This window comes from Stenotrophomonas sp. C9D9 (assembly GCF_056491205.1).
The window spans coordinates 23914-50042 of the sequence record NZ_JBSZIF010000002.1 but is presented as its reverse complement, the minus strand read 5'-3'; the positions used below and the strand labels follow the sequence as shown (position 1 = coordinate 50042).

General features: G+C 67.5%; 19 protein-coding genes and 3 pseudogenes. 14 read left to right on the top strand and 8 right to left on the bottom strand.

All coding sequences use genetic code 11. The features are described from left to right. Positions 1-16: 16 nt before the first annotated feature. Positions 17-1249, bottom strand: a complete 1233-nt coding sequence (locus ACXI0D_RS00225; protein ID WP_014036551.1) for a porin — start codon at positions 1247-1249, stop codon at positions 17-19. 139 nt (positions 1250-1388) lie between these two features. Beyond that, the gene (locus ACXI0D_RS00220) at positions 1389-1592 is read right to left on the bottom strand and encodes a hypothetical protein (RefSeq protein WP_158297987.1); all 204 of its coding nucleotides are present in this window, start codon (positions 1590-1592) and stop codon (positions 1389-1391) included. Between the two features lie 197 nt (positions 1593-1789). Between ACXI0D_RS00220 and pstS (ACXI0D_RS00215) the strand changes: the two genes are divergently transcribed. The 11 genes from pstS (ACXI0D_RS00215) to rnt all read left to right on the top strand — a co-directional run bounded on the left by pstS (ACXI0D_RS00215) (position 1790) and on the right by rnt (position 11561). Continuing rightward, on the top strand, positions 1790-2806 hold the full coding sequence (pstS, locus tag ACXI0D_RS00215; RefSeq protein ID WP_014036550.1) for a phosphate ABC transporter substrate-binding protein PstS: 1017 nt from the start codon (positions 1790-1792) through the stop codon (positions 2804-2806). Positions 2807-3398: 592 nt separating this feature from the next. Further along, the gene (gene pstS, locus ACXI0D_RS00210) at positions 3399-4487 is read left to right on the top strand and encodes a phosphate ABC transporter substrate-binding protein PstS (RefSeq protein ID WP_075674896.1); all 1089 of its coding nucleotides are present in this window, start codon (positions 3399-3401) and stop codon (positions 4485-4487) included. A gap of 82 nt (positions 4488-4569) precedes the next feature. Continuing rightward, on the top strand, positions 4570-5538 hold the full coding sequence (pstC, locus tag ACXI0D_RS00205) for a phosphate ABC transporter permease subunit PstC (RefSeq protein ID WP_008267250.1): 969 nt from the start codon (positions 4570-4572) through the stop codon (positions 5536-5538). Next, positions 5538-6401 carry a phosphate ABC transporter permease PstA gene (gene pstA, locus ACXI0D_RS00200; protein WP_006428262.1) on the top strand — a complete coding sequence of 288 codons (864 nt, stop codon included), beginning with the start codon at positions 5538-5540 and terminating at the stop codon, positions 6399-6401. Before pstC ends, pstA begins: the two co-directional genes overlap by 1 nt. A 19-nt stretch (positions 6402-6420) precedes the next feature. Then, on the top strand, positions 6421-7251 hold the full coding sequence (gene pstB, locus ACXI0D_RS00195) for a phosphate ABC transporter ATP-binding protein PstB (protein WP_005408788.1): 831 nt from the start codon (positions 6421-6423) through the stop codon (positions 7249-7251). Between the two features lie 65 nt (positions 7252-7316). Beyond that, positions 7317-8024 (top strand): phosphate signaling complex protein PhoU, encoded by a 708-nt coding sequence (phoU, locus tag ACXI0D_RS00190; protein WP_014036547.1) that lies wholly within the window; start codon positions 7317-7319, stop codon positions 8022-8024. 237 nt (positions 8025-8261) lie between these two features. After that, positions 8262-8615, top strand: a complete 354-nt coding sequence (locus ACXI0D_RS00185) for a hypothetical protein (RefSeq protein ID WP_119007587.1) — start codon at positions 8262-8264, stop codon at positions 8613-8615. Then, entirely contained in the window at positions 8602-9477 is an 876-nt protein-coding gene (locus ACXI0D_RS00180; RefSeq protein WP_479642125.1) for an HvfB family MNIO-type RiPP peptide maturase, read from the top strand. Before ACXI0D_RS00185 ends, ACXI0D_RS00180 begins: the two co-directional genes overlap by 14 nt. Beyond that, complete coding sequence (locus ACXI0D_RS00175) at positions 9470-10225, top strand: HvfC family RiPP maturation protein (protein ID WP_101766387.1); 756 nt, start codon at positions 9470-9472, stop codon at positions 10223-10225. Before ACXI0D_RS00180 ends, ACXI0D_RS00175 begins: the two co-directional genes overlap by 8 nt. 25 nt (positions 10226-10250) lie before the next feature. Beyond that, positions 10251-10772, top strand: a complete 522-nt coding sequence (locus tag ACXI0D_RS00170; protein ID WP_101765203.1) for an HvfX family Cu-binding RiPP maturation protein — start codon at positions 10251-10253, stop codon at positions 10770-10772. Between the two features lie 138 nt (positions 10773-10910). Continuing rightward, positions 10911-11561, top strand: coding sequence for a ribonuclease T (gene rnt, locus ACXI0D_RS00165; RefSeq protein WP_014036542.1), 651 nt, complete (start codon positions 10911-10913; stop codon positions 11559-11561). Positions 11562-11787: 226 nt separating this feature from the next. Here the strand turns inward: rnt and ACXI0D_RS00160 are convergent, their stop codons facing one another. The 3 genes from ACXI0D_RS00160 to ACXI0D_RS00150 form a co-directional block, all read right to left on the bottom strand. Beyond that, complete coding sequence (locus ACXI0D_RS00160; protein WP_101765202.1) at positions 11788-14814, bottom strand: ligand-binding sensor domain-containing diguanylate cyclase; 3027 nt, start codon at positions 14812-14814, stop codon at positions 11788-11790. Positions 14815-14990: 176 nt separating this feature from the next. Then, positions 14991-16400, bottom strand: coding sequence for an ATP-binding protein (locus ACXI0D_RS00155; RefSeq protein ID WP_049446197.1), 1410 nt, complete (start codon positions 16398-16400; stop codon positions 14991-14993). A gap of 6 nt (positions 16401-16406) precedes the next feature. Continuing rightward, positions 16407-17135, bottom strand: a complete 729-nt coding sequence (locus tag ACXI0D_RS00150) for a response regulator (protein ID WP_014036538.1) — start codon at positions 17133-17135, stop codon at positions 16407-16409. Positions 17136-17339: 204 nt separating this feature from the next. On the opposite strand from ACXI0D_RS00150, the pseudogene ACXI0D_RS00145 reads away from it, so the two are divergent. From ACXI0D_RS00145 to ACXI0D_RS00135, 3 pseudogenes are all read left to right on the top strand, one after another. Next, a pseudogene (locus ACXI0D_RS00145) lies at positions 17340-18582 on the top strand (efflux RND transporter periplasmic adaptor subunit). Beyond that, positions 18579-20540 (top strand): annotated as a pseudogene (locus ACXI0D_RS00140) (MacB family efflux pump subunit). The pseudogenes ACXI0D_RS00145 and ACXI0D_RS00140 overlap by 4 nt, the downstream one beginning before the upstream one ends. Next, a pseudogene (locus ACXI0D_RS00135) lies at positions 20537-21981 on the top strand (TolC family protein). Before ACXI0D_RS00140 ends, ACXI0D_RS00135 begins: the two co-directional pseudogenes overlap by 4 nt. A gap of 132 nt (positions 21982-22113) precedes the next feature. On the opposite strand, the gene rlmB reads toward ACXI0D_RS00135, so the two are convergent. The 3 genes from rlmB to rnr all read right to left on the bottom strand — a co-directional run bounded on the left by rlmB (position 22114) and on the right by rnr (position 26033). Further along, positions 22114-22857 (bottom strand): 23S rRNA (guanosine(2251)-2'-O)-methyltransferase RlmB, encoded by a 744-nt coding sequence (gene rlmB / locus ACXI0D_RS00130; RefSeq protein ID WP_005408775.1) that lies wholly within the window; start codon positions 22855-22857, stop codon positions 22114-22116. A gap of 109 nt (positions 22858-22966) precedes the next feature. Beyond that, positions 22967-23449: a GFA family protein gene (locus tag ACXI0D_RS00125; protein WP_119007014.1), complete on the bottom strand. Its 483-nt coding sequence runs from the start codon at positions 23447-23449 to the stop codon at positions 22967-22969. A 124-nt stretch (positions 23450-23573) separates the two neighbouring features. Beyond that, the gene (gene rnr / locus ACXI0D_RS00120) at positions 23574-26033 is read right to left on the bottom strand and encodes a ribonuclease R (RefSeq protein WP_119007015.1); all 2460 of its coding nucleotides are present in this window, start codon (positions 26031-26033) and stop codon (positions 23574-23576) included. Positions 26034-26129 lie beyond the last annotated feature (96 nt).

Genomic DNA, 26129 nt, shown 5'->3' with positions numbered 1-26129 from the left:
AGGTTGCTTCAGGAGATCAGAACGACAGGTCGCCCCAGACGCCGAATTCCTTGGTCTTGTCGTTCTTCTTGTCGCCAGCGTTGGCCAGGTGCGTGTACTTGTACACGGTCGACAGCTTGAGGTTCTTCATGACCGGGAACTCGACGCCGACGTTCCAGTACTTGTCGCTCAGGGTCGGGTCCAGGGTCTTGCTGACGTCGGTGTCATCGTAACGACCGAACACGTTGATGCCGCCGTCGGTCACGCGCACGCTGCCCCACACCGACCAGCCACTGGTCTTGTCGGTGGCAACGGTCAGCACGTTGTTGAGGTTCTTGGCCTGGAAGTACTCACCACCGACGCGGAAGTTGCTGTCGGCGTAGGCCACCATCGCGTTGGCGCGGGTGTAGGTGTTCTCGGCGCTCTGGATGTCGGTTTCCTTGCCCAGCTTGCCGCTGTAGCCGCCGACGGCGACCACGAAGTTCTCGTTCGGGGTGTAGGCCACGCGGCCTTCCACGTCCATGCCCTTGCTGCGGGTCGGGTTCTTGTAACCGGCGCCGGACACCACCGAGACGGCGTAGTTGAAGTTGTTGCCCAGGTTGCCGAAGCCATGCAGGCCCCAGTCGGACGAGTTGCCGTACTTCAGGCGGTCGGTCAGGGTGTTCTCGACATAGCGCATGCCGTAGAACTTCTCGACGTACGGGATCCACGGCATGTCGGCGGCACCGACGCGCAGGTTGAAGGCCGGGTCGAAGCTGCCCTGCACGTAGGCCTTCTTGACGAACAGTTCGGTGTTGCCGATGGCCGAGCTGTACTGGAAGTCGGTGGTCAGGTTGGCCGACCAGATGTCGTTGAACTTGTGGTCGACGGTCAGGTAGAAGCGCTTGACGTCCAGGCCGGTGCCGCTGGCGGCGGTGTCCTTGCCGTTGCTGGTCTTGTCGATGTTGGTCAGGTCGAAGAACATGCGACCGCCAATCTTGTTGTCATTGACCAGCTTGGCCAGCTTGTCGACGCTGGTCTGGGTCTTCTGTGCACCTTCCAGGGCCTGCGCCTGGGTGATGTTCACTTCGGACTGCGCATCGGACTGCGCCTGCAGCGCCTGCGAATCGTTCTGCAACTGCTGGACCTGGGCCTGCAGCGCGGCGATCTGTGCCTGGAGCTGCTGCAGCTGTGCCTGGGATACGCCCGAGCTGGCGGGGGCTGCGAAGGCGTCGGCGGAAACCAGACCGAGGCTTGCAACGACCGCGGCGGCGAGCAAATGGGAACGCATTTTGGATTTCTCCAGAGGGTTGGAATGGCTTGGGCAGAACGCCACGCCGGCAGGCCGGTCAAGCGTTTTGCGAACGTTCCGTTAAAACCATGACAGCCGAATGACAGATTGAGCACCAACCACAGATTTCTTCGTGCGGTCATGCGTACGACTCATTTGCGGGCATATGCTTGTCGATCCCTTGCGGCATATGGCGTGCTGTATCCGCGCCGATACGCCAGCAGGCCGCCACACCGCCTTCGCCCGCCTCCCTGGTTTCGTGCGGATGACGCGGCATCGCTGCGGAATGCGCGGCCGCTGCGCCCGCCGGCACCATCACCGACATATAGAACGGCACCGGCATCCAACGCCCCGGTCGGCCCGCGGTCGTACCGGGGCAAGCGCACCCTCGGCGCGAAACATTCACGCGCACGGCGGCGTGGCCGCCCGCCAGCGCTGTAATGGATGCGTCATACAACGGTCCCTGCGCTGTCATCGAACCGTTATGGAATGTGCGCCGGGCGGGTAACCCCGCATCCCAATCAACCCAGGAGCCACCCCGTGATCCACGCCTTCAAGTCGCGCGTTGCCGTTGCCGTCTTCGCAGCGTCGTCCGTGTTCGCCGCCAACGCCGCTGAAATCACCGGCGCGGGCGCCTCGTTCATCTACCCGGTGATGTCGAAGTGGTCGGCCGACTACAACGCTGCCACCAGCAACAAGGTCAACTACCAGTCGATCGGTTCCGGCGGCGGCATTGCGCAGATCAAGGCCAAGACCGTTGATTTCGGTTCGTCCGACGCCCCGCTGAAGCCGGAAGAACTGGCTGCTTCGGGCCTGGCCCAGTTCCCGTCGGTGATCGGCGGCGTGGTGCCGGTGGTCAACGTGGCCGGTATCGCCCCGGGCGCACTGAAGCTGGACGGCACCGTGCTGGCCAACATCTTCCTGGGCAAGATCAAGACCTGGAACGACCCGGCCATCGCCGCGCTGAACCCGGGCGTGACCCTGCCGAGCGCCAAGATCACCGTCGTGCACCGTTCGGATGGTTCGGGCACCACCTTCAACTTCGTCAACTACCTGTCCAAGGTCAGCCCGGAGTGGAAGAGCTCGGTCGGTGAAGGCACCTCGGTCCAGTGGCCGGCCGGCATCGGCGGCAAGGGCAACGAAGGCGTTGCTGCCTACGTGAAGCAGATCAAGGGCGGCATCGGCTACGTCGAACTGTCCTACGCACTGCAGAACAAGCTGTCGTACACCGCGATGAAGAATGCCGCCGGCAAGTTCGTGCAGCCGAGCGACGCTTCGTTCGCCGCCGCTGCCGCCAGCGCCGACTGGGCCAGCGCCAAGGACTTCTACCTGGTGATGACCAACGCCCCGGGCGCCGAGTCCTGGCCGATCACCGCCACCAACTTCATCCTGGTGCACAAGAAGCCGAAGAACGCTGCCAACGGCAAGGCCACCCAGGAGTTCTTCCGCTGGGTCTACAAGAGCGGCGACGCCCAGGCCCGCCAGCTGGACTACGTGCCGCTGCCGGACAGCCTGGTCCGCCAGATCGAGACCTACTGGTCGCAGAACCTGAAGTAAGCAAGCGCGTTCCCCCGCAGGAACGGGATCGGCGGGTCCTCTCTCCCCCGCCGATCCCACCCGGGCGCGAGATCCTCGAGATCTCGCGCTCTTCTTGTTTTTTTGGGGTTGGTCGTGAAGAGCGCTGCGCCTTCGCTGATCCGTCGGTGAGTCGGTGGGCCAGGACGTGCAGGACACGCCGTAAACCCCGCTCCGCGGTCCGGCCCAGCCGCTGGCGGCTGTGCGTTCGTGCGCTTGCGAGGCAGTGCCTCGCAGGCAAACCGCCCTCACCCATGGGGGCTCGGCCACGGCATCCATGCCGTGGACGGTCCTGCACGCCCTGGCCCACCGCCGCTCGACAGTTCATCGCGGGCGCGGCGGGGTCATGAAAGGCAGGAGCAAAGGCAAGAGCGTTTGTAGAGCCACGGCCGTCATATCGGTGCGCAGATCCGGGGTCTCCGGGCGCCTCCCGGACCGCGGCCAACCCCGTGAAACCCTTGTCAGAACGTGATCCAGGACACCTCTGTCATGGTCGTAATACGGCTGTAACAAAAACATCATTTCATAGCCGCATCCGCCGACGACGTCGGCTCTTCCCCGCTATGGAGTGACCATGAAACTGCACTCGGCCGGCCTTGCCGCCCTTTCCCTGGCCATCGCCCTGGGCCTGTCGGCCTGCGGTGGCGACAAGCAGGCCGCGCAGCAGCCGGCTGCCGACGGTGCCGCTGCCCCGGCCGCTGCCGGTGCCAAGGTGACCGCCGAAGTGTCCGGCGCGGGCGCGTCCTTCATCTTCCCGCTGGTCTCCAAGTGGTCGGCCGACTACAACGCCACCACCGGTGCCAAGATCAACTACCAGTCGATCGGCTCCGGCGGCGGCATCGCCCAGATCAAGGCCGGCACCGTCGACTTCGGCTCCTCCGACAAGCCGCTGAGCAGCGAAGAGCTGGCCCAGGCCGGCCTGGCCCAGTTCCCGTCCGCCATCGGCGGCGTGGTGCCGGTGGTCAACATCGAAGGCCTGGAAGGCGGCAAGCTGCGCCTGAGCGGCGCCCTGCTGGCCGACATCTTCCTGGGCAAGGTCAAGACCTGGAACGACCCGGCCATCGTCGCCGCCAACCCGGGCGTGAAGCTGCCTGACGGCAAGATCACCCTGGTCCACCGTTCGGACGGTTCGGGCACCACCTTCAACTTCTCCAACTACCTGTCCAAGGTCAGCCCGGAGTGGAAGACCAAGGTCGGCGAAGGCACCTCGGTGCAGTGGCCGGACGGCGTCGGTGGCAAGGGCAATGAAGGCGTTGCTTCGTACGTGAAGCAGATCAAGGGCTCGATCGGCTACGTCGAACTGGCCTACGCGCTGCAGAACGGCATGCCGTACACCGCCATGCAGAACGCCGCCGGCAACTGGGTCGAGCCGAGCGCGGAAACCTTCGCCGCCGCGGCCGCCAGCGCCGACTGGGCCAGCGCCAAGGACTTCAACCTGGTCATCACCAACGCCCCGGGCGAGCAGGCGTGGCCGATCACCGCCACCAACTTCATGCTGATGCAGAAGCAGCCGAAGGACGCCAAGCGCAACCAGGACACCCTGGCCTTCTTCAAGTGGGCCTTCGAGAACGGCCAGGCACAGGCCAACGAGCTGCACTACGTGCCGCTGCCGGCCGAACTGGTCAAGCAGATCGAGGCCTACTGGGCGACCGACCTGAAGTGATGGACACGACGGTGCCCGCCCCCAGCGGGCACCGCTTCTTCCACGCCGTGCCGCCCCGCCCCTTCCTGGCCCTGCCGTCCCCATGAATGCCATCGCCCAGCCTGTAGCCGCCCCGTCCACGCGTGATGCGCGTGATGCCCGCAACGACAAACTGTTCCGATGGGTGCTGGTCGGCACCGTCATCTTCGTCCTCATCGCCCTGGCCTGCGCCGCGCTGTCGATGCTGTGGGGCGGCCGCCATGCCCTGCAGATGCAGGGCCTTAGCTTCTTCTTCTCCGCCGACTGGAATCCGGTCGAAAACAAGTTCGGCGCCCTCGCCCCGATCTACGGCACCCTGGTCACCGCGCTCATCGCGATGGTCATCGCCGTGCCGGTCAGCTTCGGCATCGCCTTCTTCCTGACCGAAGTCGCGCCGCGCTGGCTGCGTGGCCCGGTCGGTACCGCCATCGAACTGCTGGCCGGCATTCCCTCGATCATCTACGGCATGTGGGGCCTGTTCGTGCTGGTGCCGGTAATGACCGAGTACGTCACCCCGTTCCTCAACGAGACGCTGGGCGAATGGCCGATCATCGGCCCGATGTTCCAGGGTCCGCCGCTGGGCATCGGCATGCTCACCGCCGGTTTCGTGCTGGCCATCATGGTCATCCCGTTCATCTCCTCGGTGATGCGCGAAGTGTTCCTGACCGTGCCGACCCGCCTGAAGGAGTCGGCCTACGCGCTGGGCTCCACCAAGTGGGAAGTGAGCTGGGACATCGTCCTGCCCTACACCCGCTCGGCAGTGATCGGCGGCATCTTCCTCGGCCTCGGCCGCGCCCTGGGCGAGACGATGGCAGTGGCCTTCGTGATCGGCAACAGCGTGCGCCTGTCGCCGTCGCTGCTGGAACCGGGCACCACCATCGCCGCGCTGATCGCCAACGATTTCGGCGAAGCCACTGAAACCTACCGCTCGGCCCTGCTGCTGCTCGGCTTCGTCCTCTTCATCGTCACCTTCGTGGTGCTGGCCATCGCCCGCCTGATGCTGATGCGCCTGTCCCGCAAGGAGGGCAACTGATGTCCACCACCGCTGATTCGCTGTACCTGCGCCGCCGCATCGGCAACGTCGTTGCGATCACCGCGTCCTGTGCCACCGCCCTGTTCGGCCTGTTCTTCCTGGGCTGGATCCTGTTCACCCTGGCCTCCAAGGGCCTGGCCGGCATCAACCTGGATCTGTTCACCAAGATGACGCCGCCGCCGATGCAGGAAGGCGGTCTCGCCAACGCCTTCTTCGGCAGCGCGGTGATGTGTGCGCTGGCGATCGGCATCGGCACCCCGCTGGGCGTGCTGGCCGGCACCTGGCTGGCCGAGTACGGCAACGCCCGCAAGGCCGGCACCGTGGTCCGCTTCGTCAACGACATCCTGCTGTCGGCGCCGTCGATCGTGCTTGGCCTGTTCGTCTACACCCTGTACGTGATGCAGACCGGCGGCAACTTCTCGGCGTTCGCCGGTGCGCTGTCGCTGGCCTTCATCGTGCTGCCGGTGGTGGTGCGCACCACCGACGAAATGCTGCGCTTGGTGCCCTCGCAGATGCGCGAAGCGGCCCTGTCGCTGGGCATCCCGCAGTGGAAGGTGATCGTGCAGGTGCTGTACCGCAGTGCGTCGGCCGGCATCATCACCGGCATCCTGCTGGCCCTGGCCCGCATCTCCGGCGAGACCGCACCGCTGCTGTTCACTGCCTTCGGCAACCAGTACTGGAACAACAACATCTTCCAGCCGATGGCCTCGGTACCGGTGGTGATGAACCAGTTCGCCGGCAGCCCGTATGAATCCTGGCAGGTGCTGGCCTGGGCCGGTGCCCTGGTGCTCACCGTCTTCGTGTTGCTGGTCAGCCTTGCCGCCCGCGGCATCCTGCTGCGCAACCGTATCTCCCATGACTGACCTTTCCGTGGATAACGCCATGAACGACCTTTCCAACGCCGTGCCGATGCAGCGCATCGCCGTGCCGTCCTCGCACGAGAGCCTGCACACGCCGTCGCCGGTGAAGCTGGCTGCACGTGGACTGGACTTCTACTACGACAAGTTCCACGCCCTGAAGGGCATCAACCTGGAGATCCCGGAGAAGCGCGTGACCGCGCTGATCGGTCCCTCCGGTTGCGGCAAGTCGACCCTGCTGCGCATCTTCAACCGCATCTATGCGCTGTACCCGAAGCTGGAAGCGCGCGGTGAAGTGCTGCTGGACGGCGAGAACATCCTGTCGCCGAAGTACCCGATGAACCGCCTGCGCAGCAAGGTCGGCATGGTGTTCCAGAAGCCGGTGCCGTTCCCGATGACCATCTTCGAGAACGTGGCCTACGGCATCCGCCACCACGAGAAGCTGAGCAAGGCCGACATGGCCGACCGCGTCGAGCAGGCGCTGCGCCAGGGCGCGCTGTGGGATGAAGTGAAGGACAAGCTGGGGCAGAGCGCACTGGGCCTGTCCGGTGGCCAGCAGCAGCGCCTGTGCATCGCCCGTGCCGTGGCCCTGCGCCCGTCGGTGCTGCTGCTGGATGAGCCGACCTCGGCGCTGGATCCGATCTCGACCAGCCGCATCGAGCAGCTGGTGGAAGAGCTCAAGCACGAGTACACGATCGTGATCGTCACCCACAACATGCAGCAGGCTGCGCGCGTGTCCGACTACACCGCCTTCATGTACCTGGGCGACCTGATCGAGCACGACCGCACCGAAGTGATCTTCTCGCAGCCGTCGCAGCGGCAGACCGAGGACTACATCACCGGTCGCTTCGGCTGATCGACGCTGTTCCTTCGCCACATGTTCCAGCCAGGCATGGCCTGGCTCTACCCGGATTGCAGACCATGAACCTTCCCAACGACCACATCGTCAAGAGCTACGACGAAGAGCAGCAGCGCCTGGTGGCCGAAATCGTGCGCATGGGCGAAATGGCCGTCGCCCAGCTCGAAGCGGCGATGGACGTGATCGAGAAGCGCGACGAGAACGCTGCCCATCGCATCATTGCCAACGACGAAGCGATCGATGCGCTGGAGCAGCAGATCAGCCACGACGTGATGCGCCTGGCGCTGCGTGGCCCGATGGCGCGCGACCTGCGCGAGATCCTCGCCGGCCTGCGCATTCCGGCCGACATCGAGCGCATCGGTGACTACGCTGCCAACGTCGCCAAGCGCTCGATCGCGCTGGGCAAGGTGCCGCCGCTGCCGCAGATCCAGGGCCTGCGTGCGCTGGGCCGCCTGGCCGCGCAGCAGGTCCGCCGTGCCATTGCCGCCTACCGCGACAACGATGCCGACGCCGCGCTGGAACTGCGCGAGGACGACGCCCGCCTGGACGCGCAGTACACCGCGCTGTTCCGCGAGCTGCTGACCTACATGATGGAAGACCCGCGCAACATTACCCCGTGCACGCACCTGCTGTTCATGGCCAAGAACCTGGAGCGCGTGGGCGACCACGCCACCAACATCGCCGAGAACGTGTGGTTCCTGGTGCATGGCGAGCAGCCGCTGCCGCCGCGTGAAAAGCGCGACGAGACCTCCAGCACCGGCCAGCCCTGACGCTGCGCTGCAACACCGGAGTCGACTCCAAGGTGGCCGCTGTCCTGGTGACAGCGGCCTTCTTTTTTGGGGTGTTCCACCCGTATTGTGGCCGCCGGGCCTGCCCGGTGCAGACCTGCCGGATGCTTCTGTAACAAATCTCACGAAAATTTGAGTTCTTGGCGAGGATTCGTTGAGTAGGATCGCTGCACCATCGATTCACCCCGGGCACCTGCCCACCACCCAGGAGTAAGACCGATGAGCAGTTCCAACAAGACCCTGTCCCTGCTGACCGCTACCGCCCTGGCCGCCGGCCTGGGCATGACCGCCAGCGCCTCGGCGCTGAGCATGAGCGACCTCGCCCAGGGCTACCTGGTGGCCGGCCAGGCAGCCAAGGCCAGCACCGACGCCAAGGCCGCCGATACCAAGATGGCCGCCGACGCGACCAAGCACGCCGAAGGCAAGTGTGGTGCCGACGGCAAGAGCGGCGAAGGCAAATGCGGTGCCGAAAAGGGCAAGGCCGCCGGTGCAGCAGGTGCCAAGGCCAAGGCCGGCGACAAGAAGTCGGCGGAAGGCAAGTGCGGCGAAGGCAAGTGCGGTGGCAAGCACTGACGTCCGCGCCAGCGTCGTCCACCCGCGGTCGCCGCTTCGCGCGGCGGCCGCCGGGTTGGGCCTGCGCCGGGCGCTGCTGCAGGATCTGCATGACGCCCCGGCAGGCGACTTCGACTTCCTTGAATGTGCGCCGGAGAACTGGATCCATGTCGGCGGGCCTGCCGGTGATGCGCTGGCCGAACTGGCACACCGCCATCCGCTGAGCTGCCACGGCCTGTCGCTGTCGCTGGGCGGCAGTGCGCCACTGGATACCCAGCTGCTGGAACAGGTCGGCCGGTTCCTCGAGATGCATCGCGTCCCGCTGTACAGCGAGCACCTGAGCTACTGCAGCGACGACGGCCACCTGTACGACCTGCTGCCGATTCCCTTCACCGACGAAGCCGTGCGCCATACTGCGGCTCGCATCGCCCGCGTGCAGGACCTGCTCGGTCGCCGCATCGCGGTGGAGAACGTCTCCTACTACCTGGCACCGGAACCGGCCATGGACGAACTGGCCTTTACCAATGCGGTGCTCGCCGAAGCCGACTGCGACCTGCTGCTGGACGTCAACAACGTCTACGTCAACGCCTGCAACCACGGCTACGACGCCGATGCCTTCATCGCCGGGCTGCCCGCACAGCGCATCGTCTGCCTGCACGTGGCCGGGCACCTGGACGAAGCACCGGACCTGAAGATCGATACCCACGGCAGTGCGGTCATCGATCCGGTATGGGCGCTGCTGGCACGGACCTATGCGCGCATCGGCGCGCGCCCGACCCTGCTCGAACGCGACTTCAATTTTCCGCCCTATGCAGAACTGCAGGGCGAGCTGCAGACCATCCGCCGGCTGCAGGCCACGCATGCCGGGGCTGCACATGACTGATGCCGCCGATACCCTGCGCGCGCAGCAGCACGCATTCACCGCACATCTGCGCGACCCGCAAGCAGTGCCTGCACCGGCCGGCCTGGATCCACGCCGGTTGGCGGTGTACCAGCACCTGCTGTTCAACAACCTGCTCGGGCTCCTGAGCAACGGTTTCCCGGTCTGCGTTCGCCTGCTGGGGGAACCGGCCTGGAGCGCGCTGGTGCGCCACTACTTCGCCACCCATCGCTGCCAGACACCCCTGTTCACCGAGCTGGCCGCCGAGTTCGTGCAGTGGCTGCAGACACAGCCGCAGCTGCCGCACCCGGCGCTGGCCGAGCTGGCGCACTACGAGTGGGTGGAAACCGCGCTGTACCAGCTGCAGGCCGAGCCACTTCCTGCCCCTGGCGATATCGATCCGCTGCGGGTGCCGCTGCAGCGCTCGCCGCTGGCGTGGCCGCTGCTGTACCAATGGCCGGTGCACCGTCTCGGTGCAGAGGATGCACCGACCCAGCCACCGCCCGAACCCACCGGCCTGCTGGTTCGCCGCGAAGCCGACGGTGAAGTGCGATTCGCCGCGCTCAGCCCACTGGCGGTGTACCTGCTGGCCAGCATCGGTGAACAGCCTGGCCAGCAAGGGCATCTCTACCTGCAGCAGCTGGCCAGTGCACATGGGCTGGCCGAGGATGCGCTGGCCGAACCCGGTGCCGCGCTGCTGCAGCAGTTCCTGCAGGCCGGCGTAATCGGCCCGCTCGCATCCCCACCCTGACGCCCCTTCCTCCGGAGATCCACCGATGAACCTTCCGCTCCTGGCCGCCGCGCGCGGCCAGCTGGACCGTCTCGCCCCCTGGTTGGCCCCGCTCGGCCTGCGCCTGCTGCTGGCCTGGGAATTCTTCGAATCCGGCCGCGAAAAGCTGCGCGGCCAGAACTGGTTTGCCGACCTGCAGGACGCCTTCCCGTTCCCGTTCGACCAGCTGCCGGCCGGCCTGAACTGGCAGCTCGCCACCTGGTTCGAACTGATCGGTGCGGCCTGCCTGCTGGTCGGGTTCGGTACCCGATTTGCTGCCGCCAGCCTGCTGGTACTGACCGTGGTGGCGACCTATGCGGTGCACTGGCCGATGGAATGGAACTCGCTGGCCGACCTCGCCATGGGCTATGCGATCAGCGACCAGGGCTTCGGCAACTTCAAGCTGCCGGTGCTGTTCATGGCCATGCTGTTGCCGCTGATCTTCACCGGTGCCGGCAGGCTGAGCGTGGATGCGTGGCTGGCGCGGTGGTCCGCGTCGGGCATGGTGGCGCAGCCTTCGGTTCGGTAGACGCCGCCGCTGGTCGCCGTGCACCGTGTGCCAACCAAGGTTGGCACCTACCGGGATCCTGGGCACCTGGGTCGACACGCTCCACCCGTGCACCGAGGGCTGGCGAGGCGCTCAGGGTCGCTCTGCTAGAATTCACGCATGACTGACCCCACCCCCGCACCTGCCGCCGCTCCCGATTCCGCAGTCCCCCAGGCGCAGCGCGCGATGTCACAACGCTTCCGCGGCTTCCTGCCGGTGGTGGTGGATGTGGAAACCGGCGGCTTCGACAGCCAGCGCAACGCGCTGCTGGAAATCGCTGCGGTGCCGATCGAAATGGACGAGAACGGCCTGCTCTACCCCGGCCAGACCGCCAGTGCCCACGTGGTGCCGGCCGAAGGCCTGGAAATCGACCCGAAGTCGCTGGAAGTGACCGGCATCATCCTCGACCACCCCTTCCGGCTGGCCAAGGAAGAAAAGGCGGCGCTGGACCACATCTTCACCCCGGTGCGTGCGGCGATGAAGAAGTACGGCTGCCAGCGCGCGATCCTGGTCGGCCACAACGCCCATTTCGACCTCGGCTTCGTCAACGCCGCAGTGGCCCGCACCGGCCACAAGCGCAATCCGTTCCATCCGTTCAGCGTGTTCGACACGGTGACCCTGGCCGGTATCGCCTACGGGCAGACCGTGCTGGCGCGTGCGGCCACCGCCGCTGGGCTGGGTTGGGATGCGAATGAAGCGCACAGCGCGGTGTATGACACCGAACAGACCGCGCGCTTGTTCTGCACGATCGCCAACGCCTGGCCGCGGTAAGGCAGCCAACGGCGGAGCCCCTCGTGGCGGGAAGCGAATCATCGGTTGGGCCGGGCAGGTTGCTGGCCGCCACGGAAAAATCAGAAAAAGCGGAAGCAACAGCGGGTCGCTGCGCTCGTTGCGGGCTGCCGATCACCGCTGTGGTGGGTCACTTCTCTGCTGGGTGCCGACCGTTGGTAGGGCAACACCCGTAGATCCACGCCATGCGTGGATGCTTTGCACTGGATCAACCAATGCTCGTACGATCCCGGCCGTCGCTCTTGGCGCGGTACAGCGCGCGGTCGGCGCGCTGGTACAGCAACGCCGGGGTGCGGTCGTCGGCATCCAGCTCCACCAGGCCTGCGCTGAAGGTCACGCGCAGGCCCGGCACTTCTGCCCAGTCGGGATGGTCATGGAACAGACCGCGCAGGCGCGCGCACAACTGTGCGGCTTCCTCCAGGCGGGTGTCGTTGAGCAGCAGGGCGAACTCTTCGCCGCCGGTGCGCGCTGGCAGGTCGGAGTCGCGGCAGGCCGCCGCGATCAGCGTCGCCACCTGCACCAGCACGGCATCGCCGATGCTGTGGCTGTGGCGATCGTTGACGTCCTTGAAGTGGTCGATGTCCAGCACCACCAGGCACAGCGGATGACCACTGCGCTGCGAACGGGCGAAGTCACGCGCCAGTGTCTCGTCGAAGCCGCGGCGGTTGGCCAGGCCGGTCAGCGCATCCTCGCGGGCCTGGCGTTCAAAGGCCTCGGCCTGCCGCGCCAGGCGCTCGGCCAGTTCGGTCTTTTCCTGGTTCAGCGCCTGCAGGTGCACGGTCTTGGCCTGCAGGTCGAAGGTCGCTTCGTCCACCCGCCGCGCCAGGCGCAGGTTGCTGGCCTTCAGCTGCTGCAGCAGCAGCCGGTACAACGCCACCAGCCCGGCCAGCAGCACCAGCCCGGCCAGCACCTGCACGCTGCGGCGCTGCCACCAGAACGGCTCGACGGTGAAGCTCCATACGGCTTCCTGCTGGCCCCAGGCGCCCCCCGGATGTGCGGCCGCCACGTGCAGGGTGTAATCGCCCGGCGGCAGGCCGACGAACTCGACGCTGCGCTGCGGGCCACGCTCGACCCAGCCAGCATCGAGGCCATCCAGCCGCGTGCGGTAGCGGATCCGGTCAGACATCAGGTAGCTCAGGCCGACATAGCTCACCGCCAGCCGGCGGCCACCGGGAATGTAGTTGCGATCCGGTCCCTCCCAGTGCACCGGCGCACCATCCACCTGCACGCTCTCGATCGCCGCCGGCGGCGATGGCCGCTCGCGGAAACGCTGCAGGCGCTGCGGGTCGACCGTGCTCAGGCCACCGGCGGTGACCACCCAGAACGTGCCGTCCTGGCGCAGGATCGCCGATGGGCTGGAGCTGCCATTGGCCTGAGCATTGGCCATGCCGTCGATCTCGTTGTAGCGCTCCACCACCACCCGCGGCGTGCGCCCATCGGCCACCGCATTGAGGGTGCCCATGTCGGTGCGCAGCACACCACGGTTGCTGCTGATCCAGACATTGCCGAGGCGGTCCGGCACCAGCTGGAACACCGCGTCCACCGGCATGCCCTGCTCCAGGCCGACCCGCGCCAGCGCGCCGTTGCGCCAGCGGTACAGGCCACGATCACTGCTGATCCACATCGCATCGCCCAGCTGGTGGAAGCCGAACACGCTGCGGCCGCCCCCCAGCGGGGCCAGGTCGATCGATTGCACGCGGTCGCCGCGCAGCACGCGGATGCCTTCGATGGTGCCGATCCACAGGTTGCCCTGATGGTCATGCTCGAGCGCGGTGATCAGGCCGCCGGGCATGCCCGGCACGTTCGAGACCTGCACCCGGTCGCCGTCGATGCGCACCACGCCCTTCTGCGTGCCGGCCCAGACCACGCCCTGCGGGTCAACGCTGATTGCACGGATGTTGCCGCCCGGCATGCCATCAGCCGCCGCATAGTTGTGGCGCAGGCGCCCATCGCAACCCAGCCGGTAAACGCCATCGCCGAAGGTTCCCACCCACAGGTCACCGTCCGGCCCCTGTGCCAGGCTCAGTACCGAGGGCGCCTTGCCGCCGCGGTTGTGCAGCGGTACCGCGCGGAAACGGCCATCGCTGGTCTGCAGGTCAAGGCCGCTGGCGCTGCCGACCCACAGCTGGCGGTCGCGATCCTCGAACACCGTGCGCACGTAGTCGCCACTGAGCCCATCGCGCTCGATGTAGCTGCTGAACAACGTTTCGCGCAGGCGGTACAGGCCACCATTGGCCCCCACCCAGATGCTGCCTTCGGCATCCTCGCGCAGGCTGACCACGCGTCCGCCCGGCAGGTTCAGGCCGGCCGGCAGCCGCTCCAGGCCATGCGCGGAGATGCGCAGCAGGCCCTGGTTCTCGGTACCCAGCCACAGGTCGCCATGCCGGTCCTGCAGCATCGAGGTCATGTGCAGCTGGCCCGGCAGGCGGTGCACCAGCACCAGCTGGTCGTCCTCCACCCGGTACAGGCGCTCGCCGGCGACGATCCACAGCGCGCCGTCCGGTGCCCGGTACGGCCATGACAGGCCACTGCCGGCGCCCAGCCCCCATGCGGCGGGCGCGCGCTTGAGCACGCCGTCGTTGTCGCGCAGCACCAGCCCGTCGAGCGTGCCGACCCAGACCCGGTCCTGTGCATCGACCACCAGCTTGGTGAAGCTCATCGCCATCGGCAGGTCCGCCGCCGGCGCCTGGTAGACGATGCCGGCATCCGGCGTCAGATAGCCGATGCCCTTGCCTTCGTACAGCAGCCACAGCCGGCCCTGGCTGTCCATCTGCATGGACTGGATCAGCACCTGCGGTGTACCGGCCTGGTGCTCCCAGACCCGCCATTGGCCATCGCTGCCGCGGTGGCTGACGTTGCCGCGCGAATCGCTGATCCACAGCCCGCCCTGGCGGTCGACGAACAGTGCGCCGATGCCGTTGTCGCGCAGGCCCGGGCGCGTGCTGCGGTCGAACACGGTGAAGTCCAGGCCGTTGTAGCGCACCAGCCCTTCCCAGGTGGCGAACCACAGATGGCCCTCCGGCGTCTGTGCGATGTCGCGCAGCGAGTTGTGCGGCAGGCCGTTGCGCGAGGTCCATACATCGATGGCGTAGTCGCGCAGCGGCGGCGCGCCTTCCTGTGCCGCCAGCGGCAGCGCAAGGGCCAGCAGCAGCCACAGCAGGCCCTGCCGCAGTGCCCGCCTGAATCCTGATGCGCGGCGCTCCACCCAGCGCCCCTCGTCCCCCTGCCCGCCCATCACCGCAACGGCGGCGGCCAGGTGCGGCTGCAGGGCGCGGCAGCGTGCGGGAACAGCCGGGCAGCGCGCAATGGCATGCCGGCGGGAACGGGCTGGCTCATCGGGGGGAGACTGGGGAGATGCGCAGATGATAGGCCAAACCCCGGCCCCGGCGTCACCGTCCGCAGCCCGCCGGCTCAGCCGGCGCGGCCGGGCGCCACCACCTGGGCACTGGCCGGCCACTGCACCACCGCCTCCAGGCCACCTTCGGCCCGGTTGCGCAGCCACAGCCGCGCGCCGTCCTTCTCGGCCAGGGCGCGGGCAATGGTCAGGCCCAGGCCGGCCCCGCCGGTTTCGCGCGAACGCGAGGTTTCCACCCGCACGAACGGATCGAACACCGCCTCCAGCTGCTCCTCGGCCAGGCCGGGGCCGTCATCGGCCACCACCACGGTGATCGCACCGCCACTGCGCTCGACCCGTACCCGCGCCCGCTGCGCATACATCACCGCGTTGTCCACCAGGTTCGAGAACAGGCGATGCATCGCCAGTGGCCGCAGCATCAGTACCGAACCACTGCCGCCCTCGAAAACCACGTCGGCGCCGCCTTCGGCGGTGTCCTCGACAATGCTCTCCAGCAGCGAATCCAGGTCGAGTGCGGCGCGCTGCTCGGCACTTTCGGCACTGCGGGCCAGTTCCAGGCCCTCGCGCACCAGCGCCTGCATCGCCGCCAGGTCGCCGATCAGGCGCTCGCGCAGGGCTTCGTCGCTGACATTCTCCAGGCGCAGGCGCAGCCGGGTCAGCGGCGTCTGCAGGTCATGGGTGATCGCCGCCAGCATCTGCGTGCGTTCGGCCAGGTGCCGCTGCAGGCGGTGCTGCATGGCATTGAACGCTTCGGCGGCACGCTGCACCTCGCGCGGCCCGCGCAGTGGCAACGGGTCGCGCTGCAGATCGTCGCCGAGATCCTCGGCAGCGGCCGCCAGTTCCTGCAGCGGCGCGCTGGCCATGCGCGCGACGATGTAGGCCAGCACCGCGATCGCCAGCACCAGCAGGGTCAGGAACCACGGGTCCACGGCGAGGATGCCGTTGTGTGCCACCGCCGGCGAGTCCAGCGCCAGCTTCAGCAGCGTGCCGTCGTTGAGGGTCACGTCCACTGCGCGGCATTTGGGCGGAATGAACGCCGGGTCGCGTTCGCGCGGCGGCCGCCGGTGTCCCGGCGGCGGCGGCGGCAACAGGTCCTGCAGCTTGGGAATGCAGGAGCGGAACGAAGCGAAATGCACATGCGCGCGCGACACCGGTCCGGGGCGGTCTTCCAGCACTTCCATCAGCGCCGTGTCGGCACGCCCGAGGCGGGCTCCGGGCTGCAGCGCGCGCACGCTCGGCCCGCCGATCGCCAGCAGGCGCTCGCGCAGCTCCGGATTGCCGTCCAGCAGGTTGACGTAGCCCTGCAGACGGTCGGCGATGCGGTTCAGGTTCTGCCGCTCGAACTCCTGCTGGCGCTTGGAAGTGGCCAGCATGGTCGCACCGATCGCAGCCACCGCCATGCCCAGCAGCAGGATCACGAACAACCGCCCGACCATCGAGGACAGGAAATGGCGCAGGCGCTTCATCGCGGCTTATTCCAGGTTGACCGAGGAGGCCAGCACGTAGCCTTCGTTGCGCACGGTCTTGATCAGTCCGTCCGGGCCACCGTCGTCGCCCAGCTTGTTGCGCAGGCGGCTGACCTGCAGGTCGATCGCACGATCCTGTGCCTCGTAGTTGCGGCCACTGCTGAGCGCGACCAGCTGCTCGCGCGACAGCACCTTGTTGGCGTGGGCGATGAACACCCGCAGCAGGCGGAACTCGGCGCCGGACAGCACCACCACGCGGTCATCCGGATCGACCAGGTGGCGATGCTCCAGGTCGAACACCCAGCGCGAGAAGCGTGCGCGGCGTACCGCCAGTGGCTCCAGGTTGGCCGGCAGCGCTTCGGTCCGGCGCAGCACGTTGCGGATCCGCGCCAGCAGCTCGCGCGGTTCGAACGGCTTGGCCAGGTAGTCATCGGCGCCCATTTCCAGGCCCAGCACGCGGTCGATCGGCTCGGCGCGCGCGGTCAGCATGATCACCGGCGTGTTCGAACGCGCACGCAGGTCGCGGCACAGGGTCAGGCCATCCTCGCGCGGCAGGTTGAGGTCCAGCACGATCAGGTCCACGTGCTCGCGGTCCAGCAGCTGGCGCATGGCCGTGCCATCGGCCGCCGTGCTCACCAGGTAGCCGGCGCGGCCGAGCTGCTCGGCCAGCAGCGTGCGGATGTCGTTGTCGTCGTCGACGATCAGCAGTCGATGCATCGGGTTTTCAGTCTCCATGGCGCGATCATCCCGTGTCGGCAGCTGAACCGCATCCGGGGCAATGCGTACCAGTGTATCCACCTACGGGCGGGATACCTGTGGTTACGCGTATTCACCGACAGTGTTACATACAGACATACCCCGAGGATTGAGCCGTCCATCGCCCGGTCTTCACAATGCCCACCAACGCCGCACGCGCGGCCCCGAGAGTGAAGCCACGACGTGACGTTCCGCCTGCTGCCCGCGACCCGACGGAGTCGCCTGATACTGATCGCCCTGCTTGCCCTGATCGTCGCTGCGGCCGCCTGGTGGCTGCTGCGCAAGCCTGCGGCCCCGGCGGTGGCGACCTCGCCGGTGAGCCGCGGTGACATCGAGCAGACGGTGGATGCCACCGGCGTGATCGATGCCTACAAGCTGGTCAGCGTCGGTGCGCAGGCCTCGGGCCAGATCAAGTCGCTGAAGGTGCAGCTGGGCGACACCGTGAAGGAAGGCGACCTGATCGCCGAGATCGACGCCACCACCCAGCAGAACCAAGTGCTCAACGCGCAGGCCTCGCTGGACCAGGTCACCGCCCAGCGTGCCGTGCAGCAGGCCACCCTGCGCCAGGCCGAACTGGAGTTCGCGCGCCAGCAGCAGATGCTGGCTGCCGAGGCCACCTCACGCCAGGAATACGATGCCGCCGAAGCGCAGCTGAAGACCGCCCGCGCCCAGCTGCAGTCCTACGAGGCGCAGATCAAGGGCCGCGAAACCGAGCTGGGCACCGCCCGCGCCAACCTGGCCTATACCCGCATCACCGCGCCGATGGATGGCACCGTGGTGGCGGTGGTGGCCGAGGAAGGCCGCACCGTGAACGCCAACCAGACCGCGCCCACCATCGTCATGCTGGCCCGGCTGGACGTGGTCACCGTCAATGCCGAGATCTCCGAAGCCGACGTGGTCAAGATCAAGGCCGGCATGCCGGTGTACTTCACCACGCTGGGCGACCCGGACCGCAAGTACCACGCCACGCTGCGCCAGATCAATCCGGCGCCGGCCTCGATCGCCAACGAGAGTTCGTCCAGTTCCAGCAGTTCGTCCAGTTCCAGTTCCAGCAGCGCGGTCTACTACAACGCGCTGTTCGACGTGGAGAATCCGGATCGGCACCCTGCGCATCGACATGACCGCGCAGGTCTCGGTACTGCTGAAGCAGGCCAAGGGCGTGCTGATGGTGCCGGCGGTGGCACTGGGGCCGAAGCGCCGTGGCGACGAGCGCATGGTGCGGGTACTGGATGACAAGGGCCAGCCGCAGCCGCGTAAAGTCACCGTGGGCATCAACAACGGCGCCTCGGCCGAGATCCTGTCCGGGCTGAAGGAAGGCGAGCGCGTGGTGGTCGGCGAAGCCAGCGCCGCCGCGGCCGGTGCCGGCGGCGGCAACCGCGGCGGCATGCAGATGCGGGTCGGCGGCCCGGGCATGGGGCGCCGATGAGCACGACGGCGCCGCTGCTGCGCCTGCGCGACCTGCGACGCGAGTTCCCGGCTGGTGACGATGTGATCGCCGTGCTGCGCGACGTCAATCTCGACATCCACGCCGGTGAGATGGTGGCCATCGTCGGCCAGTCCGGCTCGGGCAAAGTCGACGCTGATGAACATCCTCGGCTGCCTCGATCGTCCCACCCGTGGCAGCTACCAGGTGGCTGGCCGCGAGACCGGAAAGATGGAGCCGGACGAACTGGCCGAACTGCGCCGCGAGCATTTCGGTTTCATCTTCCAGCGCTACCACCTGCTGGGCGATCTGGATGCGCGCGGCAACGTGGAGGTGCCGGCGGTGTACGCCGGCAGCCCCGGCCCAGTGCGCAACGCGCGTGCCGAGCAGCTGCTGCAGCGGCTGGGCCTGAGCGACCGCATGCATCACAAGCCGGGCCAGCTGTCCGGTGGCCGAGCAGCAGCGCGTGTCGATCGCACGTGCCCTGATGAACGGCGGCGAGGTGATCCTGGCCGACGAACCGACCGGTGCGCTCGACACGAAATCCGGCGAAGAAGTGATGGCGATCCTCGGCGAGCTGCATGCCGAAGGCCACACCATCATCATCGTCACCCACGACATGAGCGTGGCCGAGCACGCACAGCGCATCATCGAAATCCGCGACGGCGAGATCATCGCCGACCGCGCCAACCCGAATGCGCCGACCTACCGCGCACAGCGCGAGGCCAGCACCGGCGTCGCCCGCGGCAACAGCTGGCGGGCGGCGCGCGACCGCTTCACCGAAGCGTTCCGGATGGCCCTGCTGGCGATGAACGCACACCGCCTGCGCACCTTCCTGACCATGCTCGGCATCATCATCGGCATCGCCTCGGTCGTCTCGGTGGTGGCGCTGGGCAACGGCTCGCAGCAGCAGATCCTGCAGAACATCAGCGCGCTCGGCACCAACACCATCGACGTCTATCCCGGCCGTGGCTTCGGCGACATGCGCTCGGCACGGGTGCAGACACTCAAGGCCAGCGATGCCGATGCATTGGCAAAGCAGAGCTACGTGGACAGTGCCACTCCCAGCGTGTCGACCTCGGTCACCGCGCGTTACCGCAACCAGTCGTCCACCGCCCAGGTCAGCGGCGTCGGCGAGCAGTTCTTCCGGGTCAAGGGCGTAACCCTGCTCAGGGGCAGCTTCTTCGACGCCGATGCGGTCAAGGGCCTGGGCCAGGTGGCCCGTGATCGACGAGAACACCCAGACCCAGTTCTTCCCCGATGTCGATCCGGTCGGCCAGGTGATCCTGCTCGGCAACGTGCCGGCACGCGTGGTCGGCGTGGCCAAGCGCCAGAGTTTCGGCTTCGGCGGCAGTACCAGCCTCAGCGTGTGGGTGCCCTACACCACGGTGATGTCGCGCATGCTCGGCCAGAGCCACGTGTCCAGCATCACCGTGCGCGTGGACGACGCCACGCCGATGGATGCCGCGCAGGAAGCGATCACCCGCCTGCTGACCCTGCGCCATGGCACCGAGGACTTCTTCCTCAGCAACAGCGCCGAGATCCGCGAGACCATCGAGCAGACCACGCGCACGATGACCCTGTTGATCGGCGCCATCGCCGCCATCGCGCTGCTGGTGGGCGGCATCGGCGTGATGAACATCATGCTGGTGTCGGTGACCGAGCGCACCCGCGAGATCGGGGTGCGCATGGCCGTGGGCGCACGGCAGAGTGATATCCGCCAGCAGTTCCTGATCGAAGCGGTGCTGGTGTGCCTGCTCGGCGGCGTGCTCGGCATCGGCCTGGCGCTGCTGCTGGGCTCGATGATCGGCCGCTTCGCCAGCGACTTCCAGGTGCTGTTCTCCACCGCCTCGATCGTCGCCGCGTTTGCCTGCTCGACCCTGATCGGCGTGGCGTTCGGCTTCCTGCCCGCGCGCAACGCCGCGCAGCTCGACCCGGTGGAGGCCCTGGCCCGCGAATGAAGATGATGATGATCCGACTCCCCTTCCCTGCTCCCCCGCGCCTGCTGCTGGCAGGTGCTGTACTGCTCGCCTTGTCCGGCTGTGCGTCGGTCGGCCGCTATCCGGTGCACGACCCCGACGTGGCGGCCCGCTACGGGCGCGGCGATGCCACCCTCAACGCACCGGCCGACGACCCGCGCAGCAGCCTGGATACACCGGGCCGCGACATCCGCCAGGACACCTGGTGGACCGGCTTCGGCGATGAACGCCTGGACCGCCTGGTGGCGCAGGCACTGGCGGCCAACAGCGATCTCGCCGCCGCCGGCCTGGCCGTGCAGCGTTCGCGCCTGCAGGCCGGCCTGGCCAGCAACGCGCTGTGGCCGCAGCCTTCGTCATCCGGCGTCAGCGGCAACGCCAGCCGCGCCACCGACCAGGCCGACGACTGGCGCCGCAGCTATTCCACCGGCGTCTCGCTGGGCTGGGAAGTGGACCTGTGGGGCCGCCTGCGCACCCAGCGCGACATCGCCCGCTGGGAAGCCGAGGCCAGCGAGGAGGACCGGCAGAACACCGCCCTGCTGGTGATCAGCGACACCATCACCCAGTACTGGAACCTGGCCTACCTGAACCAGTCGATCGCCACCGGCCAGGCCAACCTGGAGCGGCTGGAACGCACCCGCGAACTGGTGCAGGCCCGCTTCGACGCCGGTGCGGTATCGCGGCTGGAAGTGCGCCAGGCACTGCAGAACCTGCAGTCGCAGCGGTCCTCGCAGAGCGCACTGGAGCAGCAGCGGGTGGAGGTGCGCAACGCGCTGACCGTGCTGCTGGACGGCACGCCCTGGCCCCAGCAGGATGAGCCACAGGACCTGCTGGGTGCACGCAGCCCAGGTATCAGCGAAGGCCTGCCGACCGACCTGCTCGGCCGCCGTCCCGACCTGCGCGCCGCCGAACTTCGCCTGCGCAACAGCCTGAAGACGATCAAGGTCACCGCCACCCAGTACTACCCGGCGCTGAGCCTGACCGGCAGCCTCGGTTCCAGCGCGACCTCGCTGGGCGATGTACTGCGCAACCCGGTGGCCACGCTGGGCGCCGGCCTGTCGCTGCCGTTCCTCAACCTGCAGCGCGCGCAGCTGGATACCGATATCGCCGGTACCGCCTACCAGATCGCCGCCACCAACTTCCGCAAGACGCTGTATACCGCGCTCTCGGAAGTGGACAACGCGCTGTCGGCACGCGAGCAGCTGGTGCGCCAGGTGGCCGCCTCACAGGCTTCATACGATGAGGCGGTGGAAGTGGAACGCGCGCAGGAAGTGCGCTACCGCGTGGGCGCCACCGACCTGCGCACCTGGCTGGAAGCGCAGCAGACCCGGCGTGATGCCGAGCTGCTCCGCTGGCGCGCGTGCGCCAGGGCCAGCTGAACAACGACGTGACCCTGTTCAAGGCGCTGGGCGGCAGCGCGGGGTAACACGGCAAGAGCGCCAACCAGGGTTGGCGACTACCCGGCAGGTGTCGACCCTGGCCGACACGGCACATGAAAAAGGGGTCAGATCCCTCTCCAGCGGAGAGGGATCTGACCCCGATTACATGGCGCAGCCAATCAACCGCGCTGGCGCACGGCCTCGAACAGGCTGACGCCGGCGGCGACGGAGACGTTCAGGCTCTCGATCTCGCCCGGCATCGGGATCTTGACCAGGCCATCGCAGTTCTCGCGGGTCAGGCGGCGCAGGCCATCGGCTTCGCCGCCCAGCACCAGCGCGATGTTGCCCTTCAGGTCCAGCTGGTACAGCGAGGCGGTGGCTTCACCGGCCAGGCCATAGATCCACACGCCCTGCTTCTGCAGGTCCTTCAGGCAGCGCGACAGGTTGGTCACCGCCACCACCGGGATGAGATCGGCGGCACCGGCCGAGGTCTTGCGCACAGTGGCATTGACCGTGGCCGACTTGTCCTTCGGGATGATCACCGCAGTCGCCCCGGCGGCAGCGGCCGAGCGCAGGCAGGCGCCGAGGTTGTGCGGGTCCTGCACTTCGTCCAGCACCAGCAGCAGGGCCTTGCCCTCGGCCGCGGTGACCAGGCCTTCCAGCTCGTTCTCGCTGTAGGTGCGGGCGGCGGCATAGCGCGCAGCCACGCCCTGGTGGCGCACCGAACCGCCAACACCGTCCAGCGCCTGGCTGTTCACCTTGCGCACGTCGATGCCCTTGCGGCGGGCGTTCTCTTCGATCTCGGTCAGGCGCGGGTTCTTCGCACCGGCCTCGACCAGCACTTCGCGGACGTTCTCGGCGTCGTTCTCGATGGAGGAGGCGACGGCGTTGACGCCGACAATCCACTGGCTGTTCTTGCTCATGCGGGCGGGGACCGGAAAGGGGGTGGCTATGGTAGAGCATCGGCGGGCCCGGCGCTGCGGACGGCCGGCCCGCTGTAGCGCCGAGCGTGGGCTCGGTGCTGCAGGTGGGTCATCGGCTGCGCGGCGGCCAGTGCGGGGTGTCGTGGTCGGGGTGCTGGTGGGACACGATGGTGGCCAGGAACTCCAGCGCCGCGATGTCGTCCTCGGTGCGCCGCGCCGGCAGGCCGGACAAACTGTCGACGAACGGCAGCTTGCGCTCCACCCCGTACTGGATCGTCGGTGGCAGGCGTTCCGGCTCGTCGAAGGCACCGGCGGCCACGGCCACGCCATCCGGGGCTTCGTAGGTCAGGGGTGTGCCGCAGTCGGCGCAGAAGCCACGCCGCACCACGTTGGACGACTGGAAATAGCGCGGCTGGCCGCGGGTCCAGCTGAACTGCACGCCGCGCACGGATACCAGCGGCGCGTAATAGGCACCGAAGGCCTTCTGGCACATCCGGCAGTGGCAGATCGAGCTGTCGGTCAGCGCACCGCGCGCCTGGAAGCGGATCGCGCCGCACTGGCAGCCGCCGCTGTATTCGGGTTGGCCCTGCATGGTGCGTTCCTCCGAAACGTCGTGCCAACCAACGGTTGGCACCTACCGGGTGAGGTGGGCACCCACCGGGTGAGGTGGGTGCCTACCGGGTGAGGTGGGTGCCGACCGTTGGTCGGCACGCCTTTCAATATTGCTTCTTGGTGCGCTTGGCCGGCTTGCCACGCTCGGGCAGCGGCGGCAGGCCATCGCCCTCGTCTTCGCCCTTGTGCTCGACCAGGCGGAAGTCGATCTTGCGTTCTTCCATGCTGGCCTTCAGCACCAGGATGCGCACGCGGTCGCCCAACCGGTAGCTGCTGCCGCGGCGCTCGCCGGTCAGCGTCTTGCGGGTGGCGTCGAACTTGTAATAGTCCTGCGGCAGCTGGGTCACATGCACCAGGCCCTGCACCTTGGACTCGTCCAGTTCCACGAACAGGCCGAAGCTGGTCACGCCGCTGATGACGCCGTCGAACTGGCCGCCCACGTGCTTTTCCATCCACGCCGCGCGGTAACGCTCATCGACTTCGCGCTCGGCCTCGTCGGCACGACGCTCACGCTCGGAACACTGCAGCGCCAGGGCTGCCATTTCGCGCGCGTTGTAGGTGAACTTGTCCAGCGGCTTGCCGGACAACGCGTGCTTTATCGCGCGGTGCACCAGCAGGTCGGGGTAACGGCGGATCGGCGAGGTGAAATGCGCGTACGCCTCCAGCGCCAGGCCGAAGTGGCCGTGATTTTCCGGGCTGTAGATCGCCAGGCTCTGGCTGCGCAGCAGCACCGATTCCAGCAGCGTGGCATCGGGGCGGTCGCGGATCTTCTTCAGCAGCTTGGTGTAGTCACCCGGGCGCACCTTCGACCACGGCGGCAGGCTCAGCTTGAACTCCTTGAGGAATTCCAGCAGGTCGGCGTACTTGGTTTCCGGCGGCTTCTCGTGGATGCGGTACGGCGCCGGCACATGGCGCGACAGCAGGTACTTGGCCGCCTCGACGTTGGCCGCGATCATGCATTCCTCGATCAGCTTGTGCGCGTCGTTGCGCACCAGCATGCCGGCCTGGGTCACTTCACCGCGGTTGTCCAGCACGAATCGCACTTCACTGCTTTCGAACTCGATGGCACCGCGCTTGGCACGTGCCTTGGACAGCACCTTGTACAGCTGGTGCAGGCGCTGCACCTGCGGCAGCAGGTCGCCCATCCAGGCCTTGGTATCGGCATCGTCCTCGCCCACCGCCTTCCACACCTGGGTGTAGGTCAGGCGCGCATGCGAGTTCATCACCGCCTCATAGAAGCGCGAATGCGTGACCAGGCCATCGCGGTCGATCTGCATGTCGCAGACAAAGCACATGCGGTCGACCTTCGGCATCAGCGAGCAGATGCCGTTGGACAGCGTCTCCGGCAGCATCGGCACCACGAAGCCCGGGAAGTACACCGAGGTGGCGCGCTTCTGCGCTTCCTCATCCAGCGGCGTGCCGGGGCGCACGTAGTTCGAGACATCGGCGATCGCCACCACCAGGCGGAAACCCTCGGCATTCGGCTCGCAGTACACCGCGTCGTCGAAGTCCTTGGCATCTTCACCGTCGATGGTGACCAGCGGCGTGCTGCGCAGGTCGACGCGGTCGCCGATCATTGCCGGCTCGACCACCAGCGGCACCGAGGCCGCTTCGTCCAGCACTTCCTGTGGAAACTCGAACGGCAGCTCGTGGCCGTGGATGGCGGTCTCAACCACCAGCGAGGCGGTCAGCTTGTCGCCGAGCACGGCGATGATGCGGCCGATCGGCGGACGGCGGCTGTCCGGCGCCTGGGTCAGTTCGCAGACCACCAGCTGGCCGTCGCGTGCACCACCGGTCTGGTCCGGCGGCACCTGCACGTTGCGCTGCACGCGCTTGTCGTCGGGCACCACATAGTTGATGCCCATCTCAATGCTGAAGCGGCCGATCAGGCGGGTCATGCCGCGTTCGAGCACGCGGGCGATGCTGCCTTCGCGACGGCCACGGTGATCGATGCCGGTCACGCGGGCCAGCACCTTGTCGCCGTGCATCACCTTGCGCATCTCATACGGCGGCAGGAACAGGTCGTCGCCGCCTTCGACCGGGCGCAGGAAGCCGAACCCTTCCGGGTTGGCGATCACCACGCCGGTGACCAGGTTCAGTGTCTGGATCGGAGCGAAACCGCCCCGGCGGTTCTGCACCAGCTGGCCATCGCGGACCATGGCGCCGAGCCGGCGCGACAGTGCTTCGGCCCGGTCCGGCGCGGTCAGGCCCAGGCGCGCGCCCAGTTCTTCGGCGGTCTGCGGCCCTTCGCAGCGCTCCAGCAGGGCCAGGATGGCCTCGCGGCTGGCGATGGGCTGTTCGTATTTCTCGGCTTCGCGGGCGGCATAGGGATCGTCGATCACCTTGCCGGTCGGCGGCAGCTTGCGGCCCGGTGCCGGGCCGGGGGCGTCCGTACCGCGAACCTTGCGGCCACGCGGCGCGGTGCCACCTTCATTCAATTCGGGGAACCAGCCCGGCAACGGCTTGCCCGGCTTGGGGGTGCGGGCTGCGCCCGCCTTGGCGCCCTTGTTCGGGGCCTGGCTGCGGGACTTGCTCCCGCCCTTGCTTGGTTTTTTGGTAGTCATCGCCCTACATGGTAGCCGCTGACAGCGTGCAGAACGGGTCAGCGGCCGCCTTGAAGGCCTTGCATGAAAAATATTCAGGAAGTCGTTGACAGCCTG